The sequence below is a fragment of the Nocardioides sp. NPDC059952 genome, assembly GCF_042730435.1.
Lineage (GTDB): Bacteria > Actinomycetota > Actinomycetes > Propionibacteriales > Nocardioidaceae > Nocardioides.
This window is the reverse complement of the sequence record NZ_JBHWLY010000012.1, coordinates 1-21,049: the sequence shown is the minus strand read 5'-3', so window position 1 is coordinate 21,049 and position 21,049 is coordinate 1. Positions and strand designations below refer to the sequence as shown.

22 protein-coding genes are annotated in these 21,049 nt (G+C 68.8%); 21 read left to right on the top strand and 1 reads right to left on the bottom strand.

Annotated features, from left to right (window positions below; all coding sequences use genetic code 11):
• Positions 1–113: 113 nt before the first annotated feature.
• From ACFV9G_RS07945 to prfA, 6 genes are all read left to right on the top strand, one after another.
• Positions 114–1,427, top strand: coding sequence for a homoserine dehydrogenase (locus tag ACFV9G_RS07945; RefSeq protein WP_378726519.1), 1,314 nt, complete (start codon positions 114–116; stop codon positions 1,425–1,427).
• On the top strand, positions 1,427–2,494 hold the full coding sequence (gene thrC / locus ACFV9G_RS07940) for a threonine synthase (RefSeq protein ID WP_378726517.1): 1,068 nt from the start codon (positions 1,427–1,429) through the stop codon (positions 2,492–2,494). Before ACFV9G_RS07945 ends, thrC begins: the two co-directional genes overlap by 1 nt.
• A gap of 3 nt (positions 2,495–2,497) precedes the next feature.
• Positions 2,498–3,400 carry a homoserine kinase gene (gene thrB, locus ACFV9G_RS07935; protein WP_378726515.1) on the top strand — a complete coding sequence of 301 codons (903 nt, stop codon included), beginning with the start codon at positions 2,498–2,500 and terminating at the stop codon, positions 3,398–3,400.
• Between the two features lie 213 nt (positions 3,401–3,613).
• Positions 3,614–5,392, top strand: coding sequence for a transcription termination factor Rho (rho, locus tag ACFV9G_RS07930; protein WP_378726513.1), 1,779 nt, complete (start codon positions 3,614–3,616; stop codon positions 5,390–5,392).
• Positions 5,393–5,525: 133 nt separating this feature from the next.
• Positions 5,526–5,738 carry a 50S ribosomal protein L31 gene (gene rpmE / locus ACFV9G_RS07925; RefSeq protein WP_350832694.1) on the top strand — a complete coding sequence of 71 codons (213 nt, stop codon included), beginning with the start codon at positions 5,526–5,528 and terminating at the stop codon, positions 5,736–5,738.
• A gap of 99 nt (positions 5,739–5,837) precedes the next feature.
• Positions 5,838–6,917: a peptide chain release factor 1 gene (gene prfA / locus ACFV9G_RS07920; protein ID WP_378726511.1), complete on the top strand. Its 1,080-nt coding sequence runs from the start codon at positions 5,838–5,840 to the stop codon at positions 6,915–6,917.
• Between the two features lie 67 nt (positions 6,918–6,984).
• Here the strand turns inward: prfA and ACFV9G_RS07915 are convergent, their stop codons facing one another.
• Positions 6,985–7,923 (bottom strand): hypothetical protein, encoded by a 939-nt coding sequence (locus ACFV9G_RS07915; RefSeq protein ID WP_378726509.1) that lies wholly within the window; start codon positions 7,921–7,923, stop codon positions 6,985–6,987.
• 175 nt (positions 7,924–8,098) lie between these two features.
• Between ACFV9G_RS07915 and prmC the strand changes: the two genes are divergently transcribed.
• From prmC to ACFV9G_RS07840, 15 genes are all read left to right on the top strand, one after another.
• Positions 8,099–8,956, top strand: a complete 858-nt coding sequence (gene prmC, locus ACFV9G_RS07910; RefSeq protein ID WP_378726507.1) for a peptide chain release factor N(5)-glutamine methyltransferase — start codon at positions 8,099–8,101, stop codon at positions 8,954–8,956.
• A complete protein-coding gene (locus ACFV9G_RS07905; protein WP_378726505.1) occupies positions 8,953–9,690 on the top strand; it encodes an L-threonylcarbamoyladenylate synthase in 738 nt (245 codons plus the stop codon). Before prmC ends, ACFV9G_RS07905 begins: the two co-directional genes overlap by 4 nt.
• Positions 9,690–10,865: a glycosyltransferase family 4 protein gene (locus ACFV9G_RS07900; RefSeq protein WP_378726502.1), complete on the top strand. Its 1,176-nt coding sequence runs from the start codon at positions 9,690–9,692 to the stop codon at positions 10,863–10,865. Before ACFV9G_RS07905 ends, ACFV9G_RS07900 begins: the two co-directional genes overlap by 1 nt.
• Before the next feature lie 162 nt (positions 10,866–11,027).
• Positions 11,028–11,396, top strand: a complete 369-nt coding sequence (locus tag ACFV9G_RS07895; protein WP_378726500.1) for a hypothetical protein — start codon at positions 11,028–11,030, stop codon at positions 11,394–11,396.
• Between the two features lie 112 nt (positions 11,397–11,508).
• Positions 11,509–12,315 (top strand): F0F1 ATP synthase subunit A, encoded by an 807-nt coding sequence (gene atpB / locus ACFV9G_RS07890; protein ID WP_378726498.1) that lies wholly within the window; start codon positions 11,509–11,511, stop codon positions 12,313–12,315.
• 87 nt (positions 12,316–12,402) lie between these two features.
• Positions 12,403–12,609 carry an ATP synthase F0 subunit C gene (locus tag ACFV9G_RS07885; protein ID WP_091047785.1) on the top strand — a complete coding sequence of 69 codons (207 nt, stop codon included), beginning with the start codon at positions 12,403–12,405 and terminating at the stop codon, positions 12,607–12,609.
• A 26-nt stretch (positions 12,610–12,635) separates the two neighbouring features.
• Positions 12,636–13,172, top strand: a complete 537-nt coding sequence (locus tag ACFV9G_RS07880) for a F0F1 ATP synthase subunit B (protein WP_091047787.1) — start codon at positions 12,636–12,638, stop codon at positions 13,170–13,172.
• Entirely contained in the window at positions 13,172–13,984 is an 813-nt protein-coding gene (locus ACFV9G_RS07875; RefSeq protein WP_378726496.1) for a F0F1 ATP synthase subunit delta, read from the top strand. Before ACFV9G_RS07880 ends, ACFV9G_RS07875 begins: the two co-directional genes overlap by 1 nt.
• 79 nt (positions 13,985–14,063) lie before the next feature.
• Positions 14,064–15,704: a F0F1 ATP synthase subunit alpha gene (gene atpA / locus ACFV9G_RS07870; protein ID WP_378726494.1), complete on the top strand. Its 1,641-nt coding sequence runs from the start codon at positions 14,064–14,066 to the stop codon at positions 15,702–15,704.
• A 3-nt stretch (positions 15,705–15,707) separates the two neighbouring features.
• A complete protein-coding gene (locus ACFV9G_RS07865) occupies positions 15,708–16,634 on the top strand; it encodes a F0F1 ATP synthase subunit gamma (RefSeq protein ID WP_378726492.1) in 927 nt (308 codons plus the stop codon).
• Between the two features lie 26 nt (positions 16,635–16,660).
• Positions 16,661–18,097 (top strand): F0F1 ATP synthase subunit beta, encoded by a 1,437-nt coding sequence (gene atpD / locus ACFV9G_RS07860; protein WP_378726490.1) that lies wholly within the window; start codon positions 16,661–16,663, stop codon positions 18,095–18,097.
• Positions 18,097–18,489, top strand: coding sequence for a F0F1 ATP synthase subunit epsilon (locus ACFV9G_RS07855; RefSeq protein WP_045547377.1), 393 nt, complete (start codon positions 18,097–18,099; stop codon positions 18,487–18,489). The genes atpD and ACFV9G_RS07855 overlap by 1 nt, the downstream gene beginning before the upstream one ends.
• 21 nt (positions 18,490–18,510) lie before the next feature.
• The gene (locus ACFV9G_RS07850; protein WP_378726488.1) at positions 18,511–18,957 is read left to right on the top strand and encodes a DUF2550 domain-containing protein; all 447 of its coding nucleotides are present in this window, start codon (positions 18,511–18,513) and stop codon (positions 18,955–18,957) included.
• Between the two features lie 103 nt (positions 18,958–19,060).
• Complete coding sequence (locus ACFV9G_RS07845; RefSeq protein ID WP_378726486.1) at positions 19,061–19,681, top strand: DUF1707 and DUF4870 domain-containing protein; 621 nt, start codon at positions 19,061–19,063, stop codon at positions 19,679–19,681.
• A gap of 44 nt (positions 19,682–19,725) precedes the next feature.
• On the top strand, positions 19,726–20,886 hold the full coding sequence (locus tag ACFV9G_RS07840; RefSeq protein ID WP_378726484.1) for an MFS transporter: 1,161 nt from the start codon (positions 19,726–19,728) through the stop codon (positions 20,884–20,886).
• The last annotated feature ends 163 nt before the right edge of the window (positions 20,887–21,049 follow it).

The window sequence follows — 21,049 nt, the reverse complement described above, 5'->3', positions numbered from 1 at the left end:
TTTGTTCTTTTGTCTTCCTTTTCCCCCCCCCACCTCCAACAACCCCCCCGCCGAGGTGTCCGCGCCTAGAGCGGAAGTCGGACCCGAGAGGCTGTCCCGGATACCCTTGGCGCGTGAGCAGCAACAAGACGACCGCGCACGCCGTCGATCCCTTGGGCGTCGCCGTCCTCGGCTGCGGTGTGGTGGGGTCCCAGGTGGTCCGGCTCCTGCTCGAGGGCGATGCGGATCTCGCCGCCAGAGTGGGTGCGCCGCTGGAGATCAGGGGCGTGGCCGTACGTCGCCTCGACGCTCCTCGCGACGTCGAGGTGCCCGCGGAGCTGCTCACCACGGATGCCCACGGCTTGGTCGCCCGCGACGACGTCGACCTCGTGATCGAGGTGATCGGCGGCATCGAGCCGGCCCGCGGGCTCATCCTCGAGGCGCTGGAGAGCGGCGCCAGCGTCGTCACCGCCAACAAGGCGCTGCTCGCCGAGGACGGCCCGACGCTCTACGAGGCCGCCGAGAAGGCCGGCACCGACCTCTACTACGAGGCCGCGGTCGCCGGTGCGATCCCGATCCTGCGCCCCCTGCGCGACTCGCTCGTCGGCGACCACGTCACCAAGGTGATGGGCATCGTCAACGGCACCACCAACTACATCCTCGACAAGATGGACACCTACGGTGCCGGCTTCGAGGAGGCTCTCGCCGAGGCCCAGGACCTGGGCTACGCCGAGGCCGACCCGACCGCCGACGTCGAGGGCTTCGACGCCGCCGCCAAGGCCGCGATCCTGGCGAGCCTCGCCTTCCACACCCGGGTGACCGCCAGCGACGTCTACCGCGAGGGCATCACCGAGGTGACAGCCGGCGACGTCGCCTCCGCCAAGGCCATGGGCAGCGTCGTCAAGCTGCTCGCGATCGCCGAGCTCGACGGCGACGACGTCTCGGCGAGAGTCCACCCGGTGATGATCCCGCGCACCCACGCGCTGGCGACCGTGCGCGGCGCCTACAACGCCGTCTTCGTCGAGTCCGCCTCGGCCGGCGACCTGATGTTCTACGGCCAGGGCGCGGGCGGCGACCCCACCGCGAGTGCCGTCCTGGGTGACCTGGTCACGATCGCACGCAACAAGGTCCTCGGCACCCGTGGCTTCGGCGAGTCCGCCTACGCCGCCCGCGCGGTGCGCCCGATGGGCGAGACCGTCACCCGCTACCACGTCAGCCTCGACGTGGCCGACAAGGCCGGCGTGCTCGCCGCCGTCGCGACCGCCTTCTCCGAGCACGGCGTCTCGATCAAGGCCGTACGCCAAGAAGGCAGGGGAGAGGACGCCCAGCTCGTCGTCGTCTCCCATGAGGCCCCCGATGCCGCGCTCGCGGCGACCGTGCAGCACCTGCGCGAGATGGAGTACGTCCGCGACGTCGCCTCGGTGATGCGCGTAGAAGGAGCAGTGTGATGACGACCAGTCAGTGGCGAGGCGTGATCGAGGAGTACCGCACCCTCCTCGACATCCCCCAGGACACCCCGGCGGTGACGCTCGGCGAGGGTGGCACCCCGCTGGTCCACTCCGAGTGGCTCTCCGGCGCCACCAAGGGTGAGGTGTGGCTGAAGGTCGAGGGTCAGAACCCGACGGGCTCGTTCAAGGACCGCGGCATGACCGCGGCCATCTCGGTCGCCGTCCACGAGGGCGCCAAGGCCGTGGTCTGCGCCTCGACCGGCAACACGTCGGCCTCGATGGCGGCCTACGCGGCCAAGGCCGGGATCACCCCGGTCGTGCTCGTCCCCAACGGCAAGATCAGTGCCGCCAAGATGGCTCAGGCGCTGGTCCACGGCGCCGAGGTGGTCAAGGTACGCGGCAACTTCGACGACTGCCTCAAGCTCTCCCGTGCCCTCGCCGACAGCTACCCGGTCGCGCTGGTCAACTCCGTCAACCCGGTCCGCCTCGAGGGCCAGAAGACGGCCGCCTTCGAGGTCGTCGACCGCCTGGGTGACGCCCCCGACTACCACCTGATGCCGATCGGCAACGCCGGCAACCTCTCCGCCTACTGGCTCGGCTACGAGCAGTACGCAGCGGCCGGCCACGCCACCAAGACCCCGGTCATGCGCGCTTTCCAGGCCGAGGGCGCGGCCCCGCTCGTGCTCGGCCACCCGGTCGAGCACCCCGAGACCAGGGCGACCGCGATCCGCATCGGCAACCCGGCCTCGTGGCAGCTCGCCGAGGCCGCGGCCGCCAAGTCCGGTGGCCGCTTCCGCGCGCTCTCCGACGACCAGATCCTCTCCGCCCAGGCCCAGCTGGCCCGCAACGACGGAGTCTTCGTCGAGCCCGCATCTGCGGCCGGCGTCGCCGGGCTCCTCGCCGACCTCGAGCTGGGCGAGACGTACGCCGGGGCCACCACGGTCATCACCGTCACCGGGCACGGGCTCAAGGACACCGCCACCGCGCTGGAGTTCTTCGGTGAGCTGCCCGAGATCATCATCGACGCCGACCTCGAGGCCGCGGCGGCCGCAGCCGGGCTCGCGTAGCTCATGACGTTCGTAGAAGGCCCCGTCACCGTCACCGTCCCGGCCACCTCCGCCAACCTCGGTCCCGGCTACGACTCGCTCGGGCTGGCGCTCGACCTGCGTGACGAGCTCACCGGCGAGGTGATCGCCGAGGGCCTGGAGGTCACCGTCGACGGTGCGGGTGAGGGCACGGTCCCGCTCGACGAGTCGCACCTCGTCGTGCGCTCGATGCGGGCCGCCTTCGAGATCATCGGCAAGCAGCCGGCCGGTCTGCGGCTGCACTGCCACAACCGGATCCCGCACGCGCGCGGCCTGGGCTCGTCCTCGGCCGCGATCATCGGCGGCCTCGTGCTCGCTCGTGCCCTGGTCGCCGGGGGAGAGCTGATCCTCGACGACGACACTCTCTTCCAGAAGGCCGCCGAGATCGAGGGTCACCCCGACAACGTCGCGCCTGCCTTCCACGGCGGCTTCACGATCGCGGGTGACGATGAAGGCTTCTTCGCCGTCCGCACCGCCGTCGACCCGAGGATCAGCGTCGTCGTGTTCGTCCCCGCGACCGGCGTCGAGACCAAGGCCGCCCGCGGGCTGCTGCCCGAGACCGTCCCGCACTCCGACGCGGCGGCCGGCGCCGGACGTACGGCCCTCCTGGTCGCGGCGCTGAGCGATGCGCCCGAACACCTGCACCGTGCCACCCGCGACTTCCTGCACCAGGAGTACCGACGACCCGCGATGCCGGAGTCGCTCGCCCTGGTCGACGAGCTGCGCGCCGACGGCGTCGCCGCGATCGTCTCCGGCGCCGGGCCCACGGTCCTGGCGTTCAGCAGCGGCGTCGAGTCGGCCGAGACGGCCAAGCTCACCACCCGCTGTCCCGAGGGTTGGGCCTGCCACGCGCTGAGCGTCGACATGGACGGCGTACGCATCCTCTGACCCGCGTTCCGGGCCCCTGCTGCGAGGGGTGCCATGCGTGTTAGCCTGGGGATACATGCGTTGGGCCGTTCAGGTCTGCGAGTGTGCTATCCCCCTTTCGTGCCGTGCCACTTCATTTGGCGCGCACCGGTGCGTCAGGGGTTCTGACAAACGAGCCGTCGGCGTCGTACGCCGATCGGCGATACGTGGGAAAGGACTCACGTGACTGAAACCATGGAATCCACTGCGCCGGAGCCGAACGCAGCCCCGAAGAAGCGCGGTGGCCTTGGCGGAATGCTTCTCGCCGACCTCAAGGCGATGGCGAGCGGAATGGGTATCACCGGGGCGAACTCGATGAAGAAGGCCCAGCTGATCGAAGCGATCAAGGCCGCGCAGAGCAGCCGTGCGCAGTCGGCGCCGGCGGAGAGGGCCGAGAAGCCTGCCGCTGAGAAGCCTGCCGCTGAGAAGCCTGCGGAGAAGACCGCAGAGAAGCCGGCCGAGACGGCCGAGAAGCCCGCGGAGAAGTCCGCCGAGGCTGCTGACGCCGGCAACGAGGGCGCCCAGCGCCCGCGTCGCCAGCGCAACCAGAACAAGAGCGGCGGTCAGGCCGGTCAGGGTGGCCAGTCCAGCCAGGGCGGCCAGTCCAGCCAGGGCGGCCAGGGCGGCCAGTCCGGTCAGCCCGCCGGCGGTGGCCAGGGCAAGGGTCCGGCCAAGGCCGGGCAGCCAGCCGCCGAGAAGAAGAACGAGGACGCCCAGAAGGAGCGGGCGGCCGAGTCGGCCGACGAGGGCGATGACGACGGCGAGGGCGGCAGCCGCCGCAACCGCCGCCGCCGTGGCCGCGATCGCGACCGCAACCGCCCGGGCCGCGGCGAGCCGGACACGACCGTCCTCGAGGACGACGTGCTCGTGCCCGCGGCAGGCATCCTGGACGTACTCGACAACTACGCCTTCGTCCGCACCTCCGGCTACCTGCCCGGACCCGACGACGTCTACCTCTCCCTGTCGCTGGTCAAGCGTCTCGGCCTGCGCCGTGGCGACGCGATCGTCGGTCAGGTGCGCCAGCCCCGTGAGGGCGAGCGCAAGGAGAAGTACAACCCGATGGTGCGCATCGACTCGGTCAACGGTGCCGACCCCGAGGTCGCCAAGCACCGCGTCGAGTTCGACAAGCTGGCGCCGGTCCACCCCGACCAGCGACTGCGCCTCGAGGGCGGCTCGGACCCGGTCACCGGTCGCGTCATCGACCTGGTCGCGCCGATCGGCAAGGGCCAGCGCGGCCTGATCGCCTCGCCGTCGAAGGCGGGCAAGACGACCGTCCTGCAGGCGATCGCCGGCGCGATCACGGCCAACAACCCCGAATGCCACCTGATGGTCGTGCTCGTCGACGAGCGCCCGGAGGAGGTCACCGACTTCGAGCGCAGCGTCAAGGGCGAGGTCATCGCCTCCACCTTCGACCGTCAGCCTGCCGACCACACCGTGGTGGCCGAGCTTGCGATCGAGCGGGCCAAGCGCCTGGTCGAGCTCGGCCACGACGTGGTCGTCCTGCTCGACGGGCTGACCCGCCTGGGCAAGGCGTACAACCTGTCCGTCCCGGCCTCGGGCCGCATCCTCGGTGGCGGCGTCGACTCCGCGGCGCTCTACCCGACGAAGCGGTTCTTCGGCGCGGCCCGCAACGTCGAGGACGGCGGTTCGCTGACCATCCTCGCCACGGCCGCGGTCGAGACGGGTTCGAAGACCGACGAGATCATCTTCGACGCGTTCAAGGACACCGCCAACTCCGAGCTGCGCCTGAGCGAGGACTACGCGGAGGCCGGGATCTTCCCCGCCGTCGATGTCAGCGCCTCCGGCACCCGCCGCGACGACCTGCTCTTCGCCGGTGGTGAGGGGGATGCGGTGCGCAAGCTGCGTGCCTCGCTGGCCACGCTCGACGGTGCCAAGGCGGCCTCGGTGCTGGCCGACAAGGTGGCAGGGTCCGCCACCAACATGGTGCTCCTCAACGAGGTCGCCAAGAGCTGAATGTGATGTGCGCCTGGGGCTGTCGGGAATTATTGGCGGCCCCAGGCGTTCACATACACTGAATCCTCGGTGCCGGTTCACGTCCCGCAACCTGCGGCGGCGACCCGGAGCCCCATGTCTTGAGAGGAACCTCATGAAGACCGACATCCACCCGACTTACGTCGAGACCCAGGTCACCTGCACCTGCGGCAACTCCTTCACCACCCGCAGCACCGTGGCCGAGGGCGCGATCCGTGCCGACGTGTGCTCCAACTGCCACCCGTTCTACACGGGCAAGCAGAAGATCCTCGACACCGGCGGTCGCGTGGCTCGCTTCGAGGCTCGCTTCGGCAAGCGCAACAAGTAGCTCCGGAGAACGGCAGAGCCCAGCGCCGGCCCCTGCGTCTGCAGGTGGCCGGCGCTGGCGTGTTTGGAGGGTTTCACCGGCGTACGAAGCGAGGCGGAGATGTCACAGTTTGAAGCGGTCGAAGGACTCATCGAGGAGCACGTCGGGCTGGAGACACGGCTCGCCGAGCCCGAGACCCATGCCGACGCGCGCCTGGCGAAGAAGCTCAACCAGAGGTACGCCGAGCTGAGCTCGATCATCGACGCCTACCGCTCCTGGCAGCAGCTCGGTGACGACATCGGGGCCGCCCGCGAGCTGGCGGGGGAGGACCCTGCCTTCGCCGAGGAGGCCGAGGCGCTGGTGCCGCAGCGTGAGGAGGCCGAGGAGCGGCTGCGCCGCCTGCTCGTGCCCCGCGACCCGACCGACGACAAGGACGCCATCCTCGAGGTGAAGTCGGGGGAGGGTGGCGAGGAGTCGGCGCTGTTCGCCGGCGACCTGCTGCGGATGTACACCCGCTATGCAGAGCGTCAGGGCTGGAAGCTCGAGTTCCTCGACGCCAACGAGTCCGACCTCGGCGGCTACAAGTCGGTCACCGTGGCGGTGAAGGCGAAGGGGACCTCAGAGCCCGGCCGGGCGCCCTATGCGCTGCTCAAGTTCGAGGGTGGCGTACACCGTGTCCAGCGGGTGCCGGTCACCGAGTCGCAGGGCCGCGTGCACACCTCGGCCGCCGGCGTCCTGGTGGTTCCCGAGGCCGAGCCCATCGATGTCGAGATCAACGACAACGACCTCCGCATCGACGTCTACCGCTCCTCGGGCCCCGGTGGCCAGTCGGTCAACACCACCGACTCCGCGGTCCGGATCACCCACGTCCCCACCGGCATCGTGGTCTCCATGCAGAACGAGAAGTCGCAGCTGCAGAACAAGGAGCAGGCCATGCGCGTGCTCCGCTCGCGCCTGCTCCAGGCAGCCCAGGACGCCGCCGACGCGGAAGCCTCCGACGCCCGCCGCTCCCAGGTGCGCACCGTCGACCGCTCCGAGCGCATCCGCACCTACAACTTCCCGGAGAACCGCATCTCCGACCACCGCACCGGCTACAAGTCCTACAACCTCGACCAGGTCCTCGACGGCGACCTGGAGCCGGTGATCGGCAGTGCCGTCGACGCCGACCTGGCTGCCCGTCTGGCCTCGCTCGACTCCTGATCCGTTCAACGCCGAAGGGCGCAGTCACCAGGTGACTGCGCCCTTCGGCTGTCTCATCGGAGCCTGCTCAGGCGCTGGCCTTCTTCTTGAAGCCCACGACGAAGCCGGCGGCCTCGGCCGAGGTCTCGCTGTCGAACCAGACCTCGGCCTGAGTCCGCTTGTAGGCGGTGCTCGCGGAGGTGTGGTAGCGCTTGGCGCCGTCCTTGCGGATGTTGCCCTTCACGACGTACGTCGGGTGCGGGCTGGAGCCGTCCTCGAGCGGGTCGGCGCTGCCGGCCCCGTAGTTGCTCGCCGGCGGCAGCGGCTGGTCGGTCTCGGCGGTGTCGGCCTTCTTGCTGCGGTCGTAGAAGTCGCTGCTCGCCCCCACGAACCCGGCCGCTTCGGCCGATTCCTCGGAGTCGAAGTAGACGGCTGCCTTCGTACGGCCGTAGTAGGGGCTCGCCGTCGTGTGGTACTTCTTCCCGCTGCTGCCCTTGATGTCGTACGCAGCATCCGGGCTGGTTCCGTCAGCAGCCGGAAGCACGGCTCCGGGGTAGGGAGCAGCGTTGGTCGCGGCGGGCGCCTCGGCGGCCGGGGTGGCCTTCGGCTCGGCCGCCACGGGAGTCTCGTCAGCCTCAGCCTCGGCCGTCTCGGGCTCAGCAGCGACGGGCTCGGTCACGACCGGCTCGGCCGCGGCGGCAGCGGCGGTGACGCTCTCGGCCTCCGCGACGACAGCAGCGGTGTCCGCGTCGGTCACGTCTTCGGCGGCCGGCTCGGCGACCTCGGCCTCGGCCTCGACGGAAGCCTTGGTGGGCTCTTCGGTCGCGGGCTCCTCGACTGCAGGAGCCTCGGCGGGGACGGCGGCGTCGGTGACGGGCGCGTCGGTGGCCTCAGCGGCCTCGGTGGTCGGGTGCTCCTTGTCCGCTTGAGGTGCGGCCTTGGCGTCCTTGCGGATCGGACGTCCGAAGAAGAACCAGATCAGGAGGGCGAGGACGAGGATGAGTGCAAGCAGCAAGAGCCACTTCATGGGGTGATGTTTCCTTCCGGGGGAGATCTCGGGTGTGGTGGTGGGGCAGCACAGCGCCCGCCGAGGTGTGCGGCCAGTCCCGCGTCCCCCGATATGACCGGAAGAACCGTTGAGGCGCCCGAACGTTACCCTCAGCGGGGTAAAGCATGACTAACACATTCAGGAGCAGTTGCCCATGACCGCCCCGCGCGCACTTCTGGCAAGTGCCCGAAAGCAGCTCGAAGAGGCCGGAGTCGAGAGCCCGGATGCCGATGCGGCCATCTTGTTGGCGCATGTCCTCGACACCGACCGCAACCGCCTCTTCCTCGTCGACGACGTGGCCGAGCATCACGAGAAGGCCTACGCGGACCTGCTCGCCCGCCGCGCAGAACGGGAGCCGTTGCAGCACCTGACCGGGGTGGCGTACTTCCGGCACGTCGAGCTCGCCGTCGGTCCCGGCGTCTTCGTGCCGCGGCCCGAGACCGAGCTGCTCGCCGGCTGGGCGATCGACCGGGCCGCGACCATCGACCAGCCCGTCGTCGTCGACCTCTGCACCGGGTCGGGCGCGATCGCGAAGAGCATCGCCGACGAGGTCCCGGGCGCCGAGGTGCACGCGGTCGAGCTCTCCGAGGACGCCTACCCCTGGGCCGTACGCAACCTGACCGGCACCGGCGTGGACCTGCGGCAGGGCGACATGGCCGACGAGTTCGCCGACCTGGACGGCAGAGTCGACGTGCTCGTCTGCAATCCGCCGTACATCCCGCTCGAAGCCTGGGAGTCCGTCGCGACCGAGGCGCGCGACCACGACCCCGACCTCGCGCTCTTCTCGGGGCAGGACGGGCTGGACGCGATCCGCGTCCTGGAACGGCGGGCTGCCGAGCTGCTCAGACCCGGGGGAGTGGTCGGTTTCGAGCACGCCGACGAGCAGGGTCCGAACGCCGACAACGGCGGTGCCCCGGCGGTCTTCGCGGCCACCGGACGATGGCAGGACGTACGCGATCATCTCGATCTGGCAGGCCGTCCGCGCTTCACGACCGCACAACTGGCAACATGAGCACTGTGACTGAGCGCTACCCGATCGCGACCGAGGACGAGCAGACCGAGGCGATCGATGCTGCTGTGGCTGCCCTTCAGGCCGGCGAGCTCGTGGTCGTACCGACCGACACGGTCTACGGCATCGCCGCCGACGCGTTCGACAAGGGCGCCGTGGCCGGTCTGCTCGCCGCCAAGGGCCGAGGCCGCGCGATGCCGCCGCCGGTGCTGATCTCCAACGTCGCCACCCTGGACGCTCTCGCGACGCGGATACCCGACTGGGCGCGCAGCCTCGTCGAGGAGCTGTGGCCCGGTGCGCTCACGGTCGTCTTCCACCAGCAGCCGTCGCTGCAGTGGGACCTGGGCGAGGCCCGCCAGACCGTGGCCGTACGCATCCCCGACTCCGACATCCTGCGCCGCATCATCGACCGGGTCGGTCCGCTCGCGACCAGCTCGGCCAACCGCACCACGAAGCCTGCTGCCACGAACGCCGACCAGGCCGACGAGATGCTCGGCAAGATGGTCAAGGCCATCATCGACGGCGGCGAGTCGCCCGTCGGCGAGGCGTCCACGATCGTCTCCGCCACCGGCGACGAACCGAAGGTTCTCCGGGAGGGTGCGATCAGCATCGACCGGATCAACGAGATCCTCGCCGAGCACGACGTCGCCATCCGCCGACCCGGTGATCCTGATCCCGCAGCCGAGGCCGAGGCCGAGACCGACCTGCCCACCACGGACGCCGACACAGAAGCCTGATGCGCGCCTACGTCCTCCTCTTCCTGGTCGCCGCCGTGGTGACCTACCTGCTCACCGTCGTCGCCCGCGAGTTCGCGACGCGCACGGGGGCCGTCGCGAAGGTCCGCGACCGTGACGTACACGCAGTTCCGGTCCCCTACATGGGCGGCGTGGCGATGCTGGGTGGTCTGGTCGCTGCCTACCTGGTCGCCCGCGAGCTGCCGTTCCTGGCCGACGCACCGGACTTCGTGCTGCAGGACACCGGCGTCGTGATCCTCGCCGGCGCGCTGATCTGCATCGTCGGTGTCGTCGACGACATCTTCGAGCTCGACGCCCTCACCAAGCTGGGCGGTCAGGTGCTGGCGACCGCGATCCTGGTGGGCTTCAACCTGCAGTACAGCCTGATCACGTTCCCCGACGGCACCCAATTCTCGATCGACCCGGCCCAGGGCGCGCTGCTCACCGGGCTCGTCGTGATCACCGTGGTCAACGCGGTCAACTTCATCGACGGCCTCGACGGTCTGGCCGCCGGTGTGGTCGGTATCGGTGCGCTGGCGCTGTTCCTGTTCTGCTACCAGTTCACCCGGATCAACGACATCGGCCGCGCCTCGACAGCGGCCCTCCTGACCGTCGCGCTCGCCGGAGCCTGCGTCGGCTTCCTGATCCACAACTGGCACCCCGCCCGGCTGTTCATGGGCGACAGCGGCTCGATGCTGATCGGCCTGATCCTCGCCGCCAGCGCGGTCACCCTCTCGGGCTCCTACAACGCCGGCGGCCTGAACGTGAACGCCTTCGACGCCTCCACCGCGCTCCTGGTGACCTTCCTGCCGCTGCTGCTCCCGCTGACCATCCTCGTGGTGCCACTCGTCGACCTGGTGCTGGCCGTCGTACGCCGCACCCGCGCCGGCCGCTCCCCGTTCGCCGCGGACAAGAAGCACCTGCACCACCGACTCCTGGAGATCGGACACTCCCAGCGCCGCGCCGTGCTGATCATGTGGCTCTGGGCCGGCCTGATGTCCTTCGGCTCCGTCTTCGTGACCCTCTACCGCGGCCCAGTCGTCATCGTCGGCGTCATCGTCGCCACGGCCCTCATCGTGCTCCTCACCTTCGTCCTCCCCAAGATCCGAGGCGAGCGCACCGACAAGCTCCTCGAGGTCCCCGAGGACCTCACCCCGCTGGAGAACCAGCACCACTAGCGGTGTCTTGATCGATCAATTAGGGCACCCAAACACGCTTGTGATAGTTTTCACGAGCGCTCGGGATACGCTCCTGAGCACGTGAAATGCCCCCAGAGAGAACGGCCGCCGACGATGACGACCGCAACCAGCAAGTCCAAGGTGCTGCGAGGTTCTGCCGCAGTGTCCGCAGTTGCTGTGCTCGCGGCCCTCGCGGTGGCCTTTGTTCTTGCCGGGACTGATGGTCTGACGGGTGCCGCGATCGGCTCGATCGCCACCGTTGTCGTGCTGGCGGTCGGGTCCTGGGCGATGTTCTGGGTCGCGGCGAAGTCGCCCGCCCTGTCGTTGCCCGCCGCTGTCGGTGTCTTCACTGTGTCAGGCATGGTTCTCTTCGTTGTCCTGCTGGTCGTTTCGCAGACCGGGGGAGACGCTGTCGTACGTGCGGCAGCCTTCTCGGTCATGGCGCTGACCGTCGCATGGACGACCACGTTTGCGTTCCTGGTGCGACGCGAGCGGATCCCGCTCTTCGACCTGCCCGGGGCAGACTCGTGACCCGTCAGTAGCGCCTGATATCGTCCGGGCCGTCGGGGGCGGCCGCCGGGATGATGCCCGAGCCTCAAGGCTCGCCACCCAGAATCGTAAGTTCGAACAAACAGGAGACAGCGTGAAGTCGCTTGCCGCCACCGTTATGGCGTCGGAGTCGGGGCCTCATATCCCGGGGCCCGCGGACTTCTTCCTTCCGCCGATCGTCGGGTCCGGCGACTGGGCCGTGACCAAGGTGACTCTCCTGGTCCTGCTGTCCGTCGCGATCGGTTTCGGCTTCTTCTACGCCGCCTCACGCAAGGCCGCCGTGGTTCCGAGCCGTCTGCAGTTCGCCGGTGAGTACGTCTACGGGATGGTCCGCAACTCCATCGCCCGCGACATCATCGGGTCGAAGGACTACATGAGGTTCGTGCCGTACCTCTTCACGGTCTTCATCTTCATCATCATCAACAACTTCTACGGGATCATCCCGTTCGTCCAGTTCCCCACGATGTCGCACATCGGCTTCACCGTGGCGCTGGCCGCGATCACCTGGCTGGTCTACAACATCGTCGGCATCGCGAAGCACGGGTTCGTCGGCTACCTCAAGCTCCAGACGGTGCCGAGCGGCGTGAGTGGCCCGATCCTGATCATGATGGTCCCGCTGGAGTTCCTCTCCAACATCGTCGTGCGGCCCTTCACGCTGGCCATCCGTCTCTTCGCGACCATGTTCGCCGGCCACCTGCTGGTGGCGCTGTTCTCCATCGGCGGCGCCTGGCTGATCCTGCACTACGCTCCGACGTGGCAGGGCGTCGCCGCCGGCGTCTTCGCCTTCCTGCTGGGCATCTTCGTGTCCTTCCTGGACATGCTGATCATGTTCCTGCAGGCCTACGTCTTCACGCTGCTCTCGGCGATGTACATCGCCGGCGCGGTCGCGGACGAGCACTGATCCGTTCAGGCTCGGACCCAAACAGCTAACCCAACTCGACGTACAACAAATGACGCAGATCGCGTCACAACCGAAAGGAAAATCCCCATGGAGGGACAGCTCGGAATCATCGGCCTCGGCCTCTCCGCCATCGGCCCGGGTGTCGGTGTCGGTCTGATCTTCGCCGCGTACGTCGCCGGTGTCGCCCGCCAGCCGGAGGCCCAGAGCCGCCTGCAGGCGATCGCGATCCTCGGCTTCGCTCTGTGTGAGCAGTTCTTCATCATCTCCTTGGCTCTCGCCTTCGTCCTTCGCTGACGTAGGGAACTACTGAAGGTTCCGACATGATCCTTACCCAGGTAACCGCTGCGGAGACCGAGATCAACCCGTTGGTCCCGCACGTCCCGGAGATCATCCTCGGTGTCATCGTCATCGCCATCCTCTTCGTGGGAGTTGCGAAGTTCATCGTTCCGAACTTCGAGAAGGCGTACGCCGATCGAACCGCGGCGATCGAAGGTGGCATCGAGAACGCCAACGCCAAGCAGGCCGAGGCGGACGCCAAGCTCGCCCAGCTGGAGGCTCAGCTGGCCGATGCTCGTCACGAGGCTGCCCGCATCCGCGAGCAGGCCCGTGAGGAGGGTGCAGCCATCAAGGCCGAGTTCCGCGCCGAGGCGCAGGCCGAGGCCGAGCGCATCGTCACCGCAGGCAAGGCGCAGGTCGAGGCCGAGCGCCAGGCGGCTGCTGCTTCGCTGAAGACCGAGGTCGGCTCGCTGGCCACCGGTCTCGCCGGTCGCATCGTCGGGGAGTCCCTCGACGACGACGAGCGTTCCAGCCGTGTGGTCGAGCGGTTCCTCGCTGACCTCGAGGCAGGGGTTCACTGATGGACTTCCGTGGAGCGTCGGCCGACGCCGTTGCCGCCCTGACCGAGGAGCTGAAGACCGCTGTCTCCGCCTCTCCTGAGGCGGCGGCGAAGGCGGCCGACACCCTCTTCGAGGTCTCCCAGACCTTCCGCACCGAAGCAGCTCTGCGCCGTTTCGTCACCGACGCCTCGGTGCCGGCAGAGGCCAAGACCGGCCTCGTCGGCGAGCTGTTCGGTGGGAAGGTCGACGCGACGGGCCTCGGTGTGGTCGAGTCGGCGGTCAAGCACCGCTGGACGCACGCCGGTGACCTGAGCGACGCGGTCGAGCGACTGAGCGAGATCGCCGCGGTCCGCAGCGCCGGCGGCGAGGCCAAGCGCCTCGCCGACGAGCTGTTCGCGGTTCAGCAGGCCGTGCAGGAGACGCCGGAGCTGCGCGACGCGCTCTCCGACCCGGCTCGCACGACCGCTGACAAGGTCAAGCTGGTCGACGACCTGCTCGGCGGCAAGGCGCTGGCGGCGACGGTCACCCTGACCAAGCACGCACTGGCCGGCACCTACCGCACCGCCACGGTCGCGCTGGGTGAATACCAGAAGGTCGCCGCCGCGGTCGCGGGCGAAGGCACCGCGGTCGTCCGCGTGGCCGCCCCGCTCTCGGAGGCTGACACCACCCGCCTGGCTGCGGCCCTCGCGACGAAGTACGGCCGCGAGGTCCACCTGAACATCGTGGTCGACCCGGCCATCGTCGGCGGCATCAAGGTCTCGATCGGTGACGACGTCATCGACGGCACCATCTCCAGCCGCCTCGACGGGGCGCAGCGAGCACTCGCCGGCTGATCCGGCATCACGGCCTCGACTGGCCGTATGACCCCTGTGTGACACAGACTTCGACGTAAGAACGAGAGAGAAGGCAGAGATGACGGAGCTCACCATCCGTCCCGACGAGATCAGGGACGCGCTGGCAAAGTACGTCGCGGACTACAAGCCCGAGGCGGCGAAGACCGAGGAGGTCGGCACTGTCGCGCGGACCGCTGACGGCATCGCCCAGGTCTCGGGCCTGCCCTCGGCCATGGCGAACGAGCTCCTCGAGTTCGAGGACGGGACCCTCGGTCTCGCCCTGAACCTCGAGACCCGCGAGATCGGTGTCGTCATCCTGGGCGACTTCGACAAGATCGAGGAGGGCCAGTCGGTCCGACGTACGGGCGAGGTTCTCTCCGTTCCCGTCGGCGACGGCTACCTCGGCCGCGTCGTGGACCCGCTCGGCAACGCGATCGACGGCCTCGGCGACATCGAGACGGTCGGCCGCCGCGCCCTGGAGCTCCAGGCTCCGGGCGTGATGCAGCGCAAGTCGGTTCACGAGCCGCTCGCCACCGGCATCAAGGCGATCGACGCGATGACCCCGATCGGCCGCGGCCAGCGCCAGCTGATCATCGGTGACCGCGCGACCGGTAAGACCACGGTCGCCATCGACACGATCATCAACCAGAAGCAGAACTGGGACTCGGGTGACCCCGACAAGCAGGTTCGCTGCATCTACGTCGCCATCGGCCAGAAGGGCTCGACCATCGCCTCCGTGCGTGGCGCCCTCGAGGAGGCCGGCGCGCTGGAGTACACGACCATCGTGGCCGCTCCCGCCTCCGACTCCGCCGGCTTCAAGTACCTCGCCCCCTACACCGGCTCGGCCATCGGCCAGCACTGGATGTACGAGGGCAAGCACGTCCTGATCGTCTTCGACGACCTGACCAAGCAGGCCGAGGCCTACCGCGCCGTGTCGCTGCTGCTGCGCCGCCCGCCGGGCCGTGAGGCCTACCCGGGTGACGTCTTCTACCTGCACTCCCGGCTGCTGGAGCGCTGCGCGAAGCTCTCCGACGAGATGGGCGCGGGCTCGATGACCGGTCTGCCGATCATCGAGACGAAGGCCAACGACGTCTCGGCGTTCATCCCGACCAACGTCATCTCGATCACCGACGGTCAGATCTTCCTGCAGTCCGACCTGTTCGCGGCCAACCAGCGTCCGGCGATCGACGTCGGTGTCTCGGTCTCCCGCGTCGGTGGCGCGGCGATGACCAAGGCGCTCAAGGGCGTCACCGGCTCGCTCAAGGTCGACCTCGCGCAGTACCGCGCGATGGAGGCCTTCGCGATGTTCGCCTCCGACCTGGACGCGGCCTCGAAGCAGCAGCTGGCCCGCGGCCAGCGACTGATGGCGCTGCTCAAGCAGCCGGCCTACTCGCCGTACCCGATCGACGCGATGACCGTCTCGCTGTGGCTCGGCACCACCGGCCGCCTGGACATCGTCCCGACCGAGGACGTGCTCAAGTTCGAGCAGGAGTTCCTCGACTACCTGCGCCGCTCCCATGAGGGCATCCTGGCCGCGATCCGCGAGTCCCTGAAGTTCGAGGACTCCACCGAGACCGCGCTCAACGACGCCTACGACGCCTTCCTCGACCAGTTCGAGACCTCGGAGGGCGCCTCGATCAAGCCGGGTTCCGCCAAGGAAGAGGCCCTGGCTGACGAGGACGTCGAGCAGGAGCAGATCGTCAAGCAGAAGCGGGGCTGACCCATGGCCGTGTCAGTGCGTGAACTCCGCGCGCGGATCAAGTCGACGGAGTCGATGAAGAAGATCACGCGTGCCATGGAGCTCATCGCTGCGTCCCGGATCATCAAGGCGCAGCAGCGGGCCAATGCGGCCGCGCCGTACGCCCGTGAGCTCACCCGCGCCGTCTCTGCGGTGGCGACCTACTCCAACGTGGACCACCCGCTGACCACCGAGCCGGAGGCGCCCACCCGCGCCGCCGTGCTGGTGGTCACCAGCGACCGGGGTCTGGCCGGCTCCTACTCCTCGAGCGTGCTCAAGGAGGCCGAGGGTCTGGTCGAGAAGCTCAAGGCCGAGGGCAAGGACGTCGACCTCTACGTCACCGGACGCAAGGCGGAGGCTTTCTACAAGTTCCGCAGCCGTCCCGTGGCGCAGGCCTGGACGGGCTTCTCGGACCGTCCGGAGTACGAGGCGGCGAAGGAGATCGGCGAGAAGCTGATCGAGGTCTTCGTCGAGGGTGCCGATGCCGAGAAGGCCGCCGCTCCCGGCGTCGACGAGGTCCACGTGGTCTACACGCGGTTCATCACCATGATGACGCAGAAGCCCACCGCCGTACGTCTTCTGCCTCTGGAGGTCGTGGAGGGCACCGAGGCTCCGGCCGAGGGCGATGTCCTGCCGCTCTACGAGTTCGAGCCGTCGGCCGAGGCCGTGCTCGACTCGCTGCTCCCGCAGTACGTCGTGAGCCGGATCTGGTTCGCGCTGCTGCAGGCGGCCGCCTCCGAGCTGGCTCAGCGTCAGAAGGCGATGAAGTCGGCTACCGACAACGCCGACGAGCTCATCAAGAAGTTCACCCGGGTTGCCAACCAGGCTCGCCAGGCCGGCATCACCCAGGAGATCAGCGAGATCGTCGGTGGCGTGAACGCGCTCGCCGACGCCCAGGCTGCGAACGACTGAGAACCCACAGAAAGACTGACTAGAAAATGACCGCACAGGTTGACGAGAAGACCACGACGGGCCGCATCGCCCGCGTGATCGGCCCGGTCGTCGACGTGGAGTTCCCCGTCGACGCCATGCCGGAAATCTACAACAAGCTCGAGGTCGAGGTCACCGTCAACGGTGAGACCTCGATCCTCCCGCTCGAGGTTGCTCAGCACATCGGTGACGGCATGGTCCGCGCCATCTCGCTGAAGCCGACCGACGGCGTCGTCCGTGGTGCCACGGTGTCCGACACCGGTGCCCCGATCACGGTCCCCGTGGGTGACGTCACCCTCGGCCACGTGTTCAACGCGACCGGTGACATCCTCGACGTCGACCCGGCAACGGTCGAGGTCAAGGAGCGCTGGGGCATCCACCGCAAGGCTCCGGCCTTCGACCAGCTCGAGTCCAAGACCCAGATGTTCGAGACGGGCATCAAGGTCATCGACCTCCTCACTCCCTACGTGACCGGTGGAAAGATCGGCCTCTTCGGTGGTGCGGGCGTCGGCAAGACCGTCCTCATCCAGGAGATGATCGCCCGAGTCGCCAAGAACCACGGTGGTGTCTCCGTGTTCGCCGGTGTCGGCGAGCGCACCCGTGAGGGCAACGACCTCATCCACGAGATGCAGGAGGCCGGCGTCTACGACAAGGTCGCCCTGACCTTCGGCCAGATGGACGAGCCGCCGGGCACGCGTCTTCGCGTGGCCCTCTCGGCGCTGACGATGGCGGAGTACTTCCGCGACGTCCAGGGCCAGGACGTGCTGCTGTTCATCGACAACATCTTCCGGTTCACCCAGGCGGGTTCCGAGGTCTCGACCCTGCTGGGCCGGATGCCTTCGGCCGTGGGTTACCAGCCCAACCTCGCCGACGAGATGGGTCTGCTCCAGGAGCGGATCACCTCGACGCGTGGTCACTCGATCACCTCGATGCAGGCGATCTACGTGCCGGCCGACGACTACACCGACCCGGCTCCGGCGACCACGTTCGCCCACCTCGACGCGACCACCGAGCTCTCCCGTGAGATCGCTTCGCTGGGTATCTACCCGGCGGTGGACCCGCTGACCTCGACGTCGCGAATCCTGGACCCGCAGTACATCGGTCAGGACCACTACGACTGCGCCGTCCGCGTCAAGCAGATCCTCCAGCGCAACAAGGAGCTGCAGGACATCATCGCGATCCTGGGTGTCGACGAGCTCTCCGAGGAAGACCGGATCATCGTCTCCCGCGCTCGCCGGATCCAGCGGTTCCTGTCGCAGAACACCTACGTCGCCAAGCAGTTCACCGGCATCGAGGGCTCGACGGTTCCGGTCAAGGACACCATCGAGGCGTTCAACAAGATCGCCGACGGCGAGTACGACCACGTCGCTGAGCAGGCGTTCTTCATGTGTGGTGGCCTCGACGACGTCGAGGCGAAGTGGGCCGAGATCCAGAAGAGCCTCTGATGACGGACGCACTTCAGGTGGAGCTCGTCGCTGCAGACCGGGTGGTCTGGAGCGGCGGGGCCACCATGGTCATCGCCCGAACGGTCGACGGTGATGTCGGTGTCCTGCGCGGTCACGCGCCGGTGCTGTCGGCACTCACCGAGGCGGTCGTGGAGATCACTCCGGAGGAGGGCACCGAGGTCATCGCGACCGTCGACGGTGGCTTCCTCTCGGTGGCCAACGACCGCGTCTCGATCCTGTCCGAGCACGTGCTGCTGGCCCACGAGATCGACCTCAGCCAGGCTGAGGTCGAGCTCGAGGAGGCCCGTCGCCTGCTCGGCACCAACAACGACGCCGAGAAGCGCATCCGTCGTGCCGAGGCACGCATCCGCGCTGTCGAGAAGGCCTCTTAAGGTAGAGAGGGGCGGACCCGAATGGCATGGTGGGAGCTGCTGTTGGCCGTCGTGGCCTGCCTGCTTCTGCTTGTCCTCGCCTATGGCATCGGGATCGCCGTACGCCGCCGTCTGCTCGCTCGCAACGGCGGCGTCTTCGAACTGAGCCACCGCGTCCGGGACACCAGTCCCGGGCGCGGTTGGGTCATCGGCATCGGCCGCTACTCCGGTGACGCGCAGCTGGAGTGGTTCCGGATCTTCTCGCTCTCGCCCAAGCCCAAACGAGTCTGGCGCCGGGTCGAGATCGTCTATGTCTCCAGCCGCTCTCCCGAAGGTATCGAGGAGCTCGTCCTCTACCCCGAGAGCCTGATCGTGACCTGCGACGTCAAGGGCGAGCACATCGACCTGGCGATGGACCAGCAGACCCTGATCGGCTTCCAGGCCTGGCTGGAGTCCCGCCCGATGCGGTCCACCTGGACCGTTTTCTAAACGTCTTCCTCCGACCGGCTCCGGCACAACACCGGGGTCGGTCGGTTTGCATTCGGGGGCTTCCCTGATTGTCCGGAAGGCATCTGCGGCGGATCGTAGAGGTATGTCCTCAACTGCCCCGATCCCGACCCCGCCCACCCCGCCCACCCAGCCAGTCCCGTCGGCTCCGGTCGTCGGCGACGAGCTGCGCTGCACCGATGCCGATCGCGACCGTGTGGTCGACGTGCTCAAGGCCGCCTACGCCGACGGCCGGCTCGACCAGGCCGAGTTCGACGTCCGGTTCGACCTGACCATGAAGTCGAAGACGTACGCCGCCCTGGAGCCGATCACCCGCGACCTGATCGCGCAGCCGACCCCGGCTCCGGCGCCGGCGAAGCCCGCCCGCGATCTGCTGCCGCCGCCGACCACCGAGGAGCGGCTCCTGGCTGCCCTCGCCCAGGCCACGACCTGGGTGCCGATCGTCGTCGGTCCCGCGATCCTCTACTACACCGTCGGCAAGCGCTCCGAGTTCGTGAAGCACCACGCCGCCGGCGCCCTCAACCTGCAGCTCACCCTGCTCGCCGTCACGATCGTGACCTTCGGGCTCGGTAGCGCGCTCTACGGGATCGCCTGGGTCCTCGCGACTGCCTTCGCGGTCGTCGCGCTCGCCGGCGCCCCGCTGCGTCAGCCGTGGGTGCTGCCGATCTTCGGGCGCGGCGGGCCGTACGAGAAGAAGCGGGACTGATCCCCCGCACCTGGACGCGGCCCGGGGCCCACTAGCCTTTACTCGTGACGCCTCTCCGCCGTGCCCAGGCCGGATCAGTGGTGGCGTTCGCCACCAACGGTCTGCTGTCCGCGACCTTCATCTCCCGCATCCCCGCGCTCCGCGAGAGCCTCGGTCTGAACAACTCGGCCGTCGGTCTGATGCTGCTGGCGATGGGCATCGGCTCCGTCGCCGCGCTGCCGCTCGCCGGGGGACTGGTGATGCGCTGGGGCGCTGCCCGGGTCGTACGCCGCTGCGCGGTGCTCTGTGTCGCCGCCCTGACCCTCGTGGCGATCTCCGGGAGCTGGCTGGAGCAGGCGTGGCTGGTGGCGCTGTTCCTGGTGGCGTACGGCGTCGGTTATGGGGTCTGGGACGTCGCCATGAACGTCGAGGGGGCCGCGGTCGAGCGGCGCGGTGGCAAGACGCTGATGCCGCAGCTGCACGCGATGTGGAGCGTCGGGACCGTGCTCGGTGGACTGCTGGGCATCGCCCTGGTGGGCACGCTGCCGACGGTGTGGCACATCGCCGGGGTCGCGGCCGTCGCGCTGGCGGTCTGCTGGTGGGGGACCCTGGGGTTCCTCCCGGCTGAGCCGCCCCCGGAGGGGCACTCGCCGCGGCGTGAGCTGATCGCCGCCTGGCGCTCGCCCCAGACGCTGCTGCTGGGGCTGATGGTGCTCGCCTTCGCCGCCGCCGAGGGGAGCGCCAACGACTGGGTGTCGCTGGCGATGATCGACGGCTACGACGTGAGCCACCGGGTCGGGGTGGCCTGCTATGCGGCGTTCGTCTTCTGCATGAGCCTTGCCCGCTTCGCGGGCGCGAAGGTGATCGACAGGATCGGTCGGCAGCCGGTTCTGATCGCCTCGGCGGCGCTGGCGGGAGTCGGGATCGTGCTGACGGTGTTCGCCGGCTCGTTCGGGCTCGCGCTGGCCGGGATCGTCCTGTGGGGCTTCGGCGCGGCCCTCGGCTTCCCCCTGGGGATCAGCATCGCCGCCGACGACGAGACCCGGGCCGCTGCTCGCGTCTCGGTCGTCTCCACGCTGGCCTACGGAGCCTTCCTCGGCTTCCCGCCGATCCTGGGGGCCATCGGGGACCAGGTCGGCACCCTGCGGGCTCTCCTCGTCGTCGCCGTCCTCATGCTCCCCGCGGCCGCGCTGGCGGCGACGGTGGCGCGGCGGCGGGCGGTGTAACACGCTGTTCGTAGGACTATCCGGTCGTTCAGATAGGGCGAGTAGTCCTACGAACGACGTGTTACATGGGAGGAACGGGCCCGATCGGGTTGGGTGTCAGTACGAGCCGAGTCGGCGCATCTGCACGCCTCGCTCGCTTCGCTTCGCTCCAAGGCATGCAGAC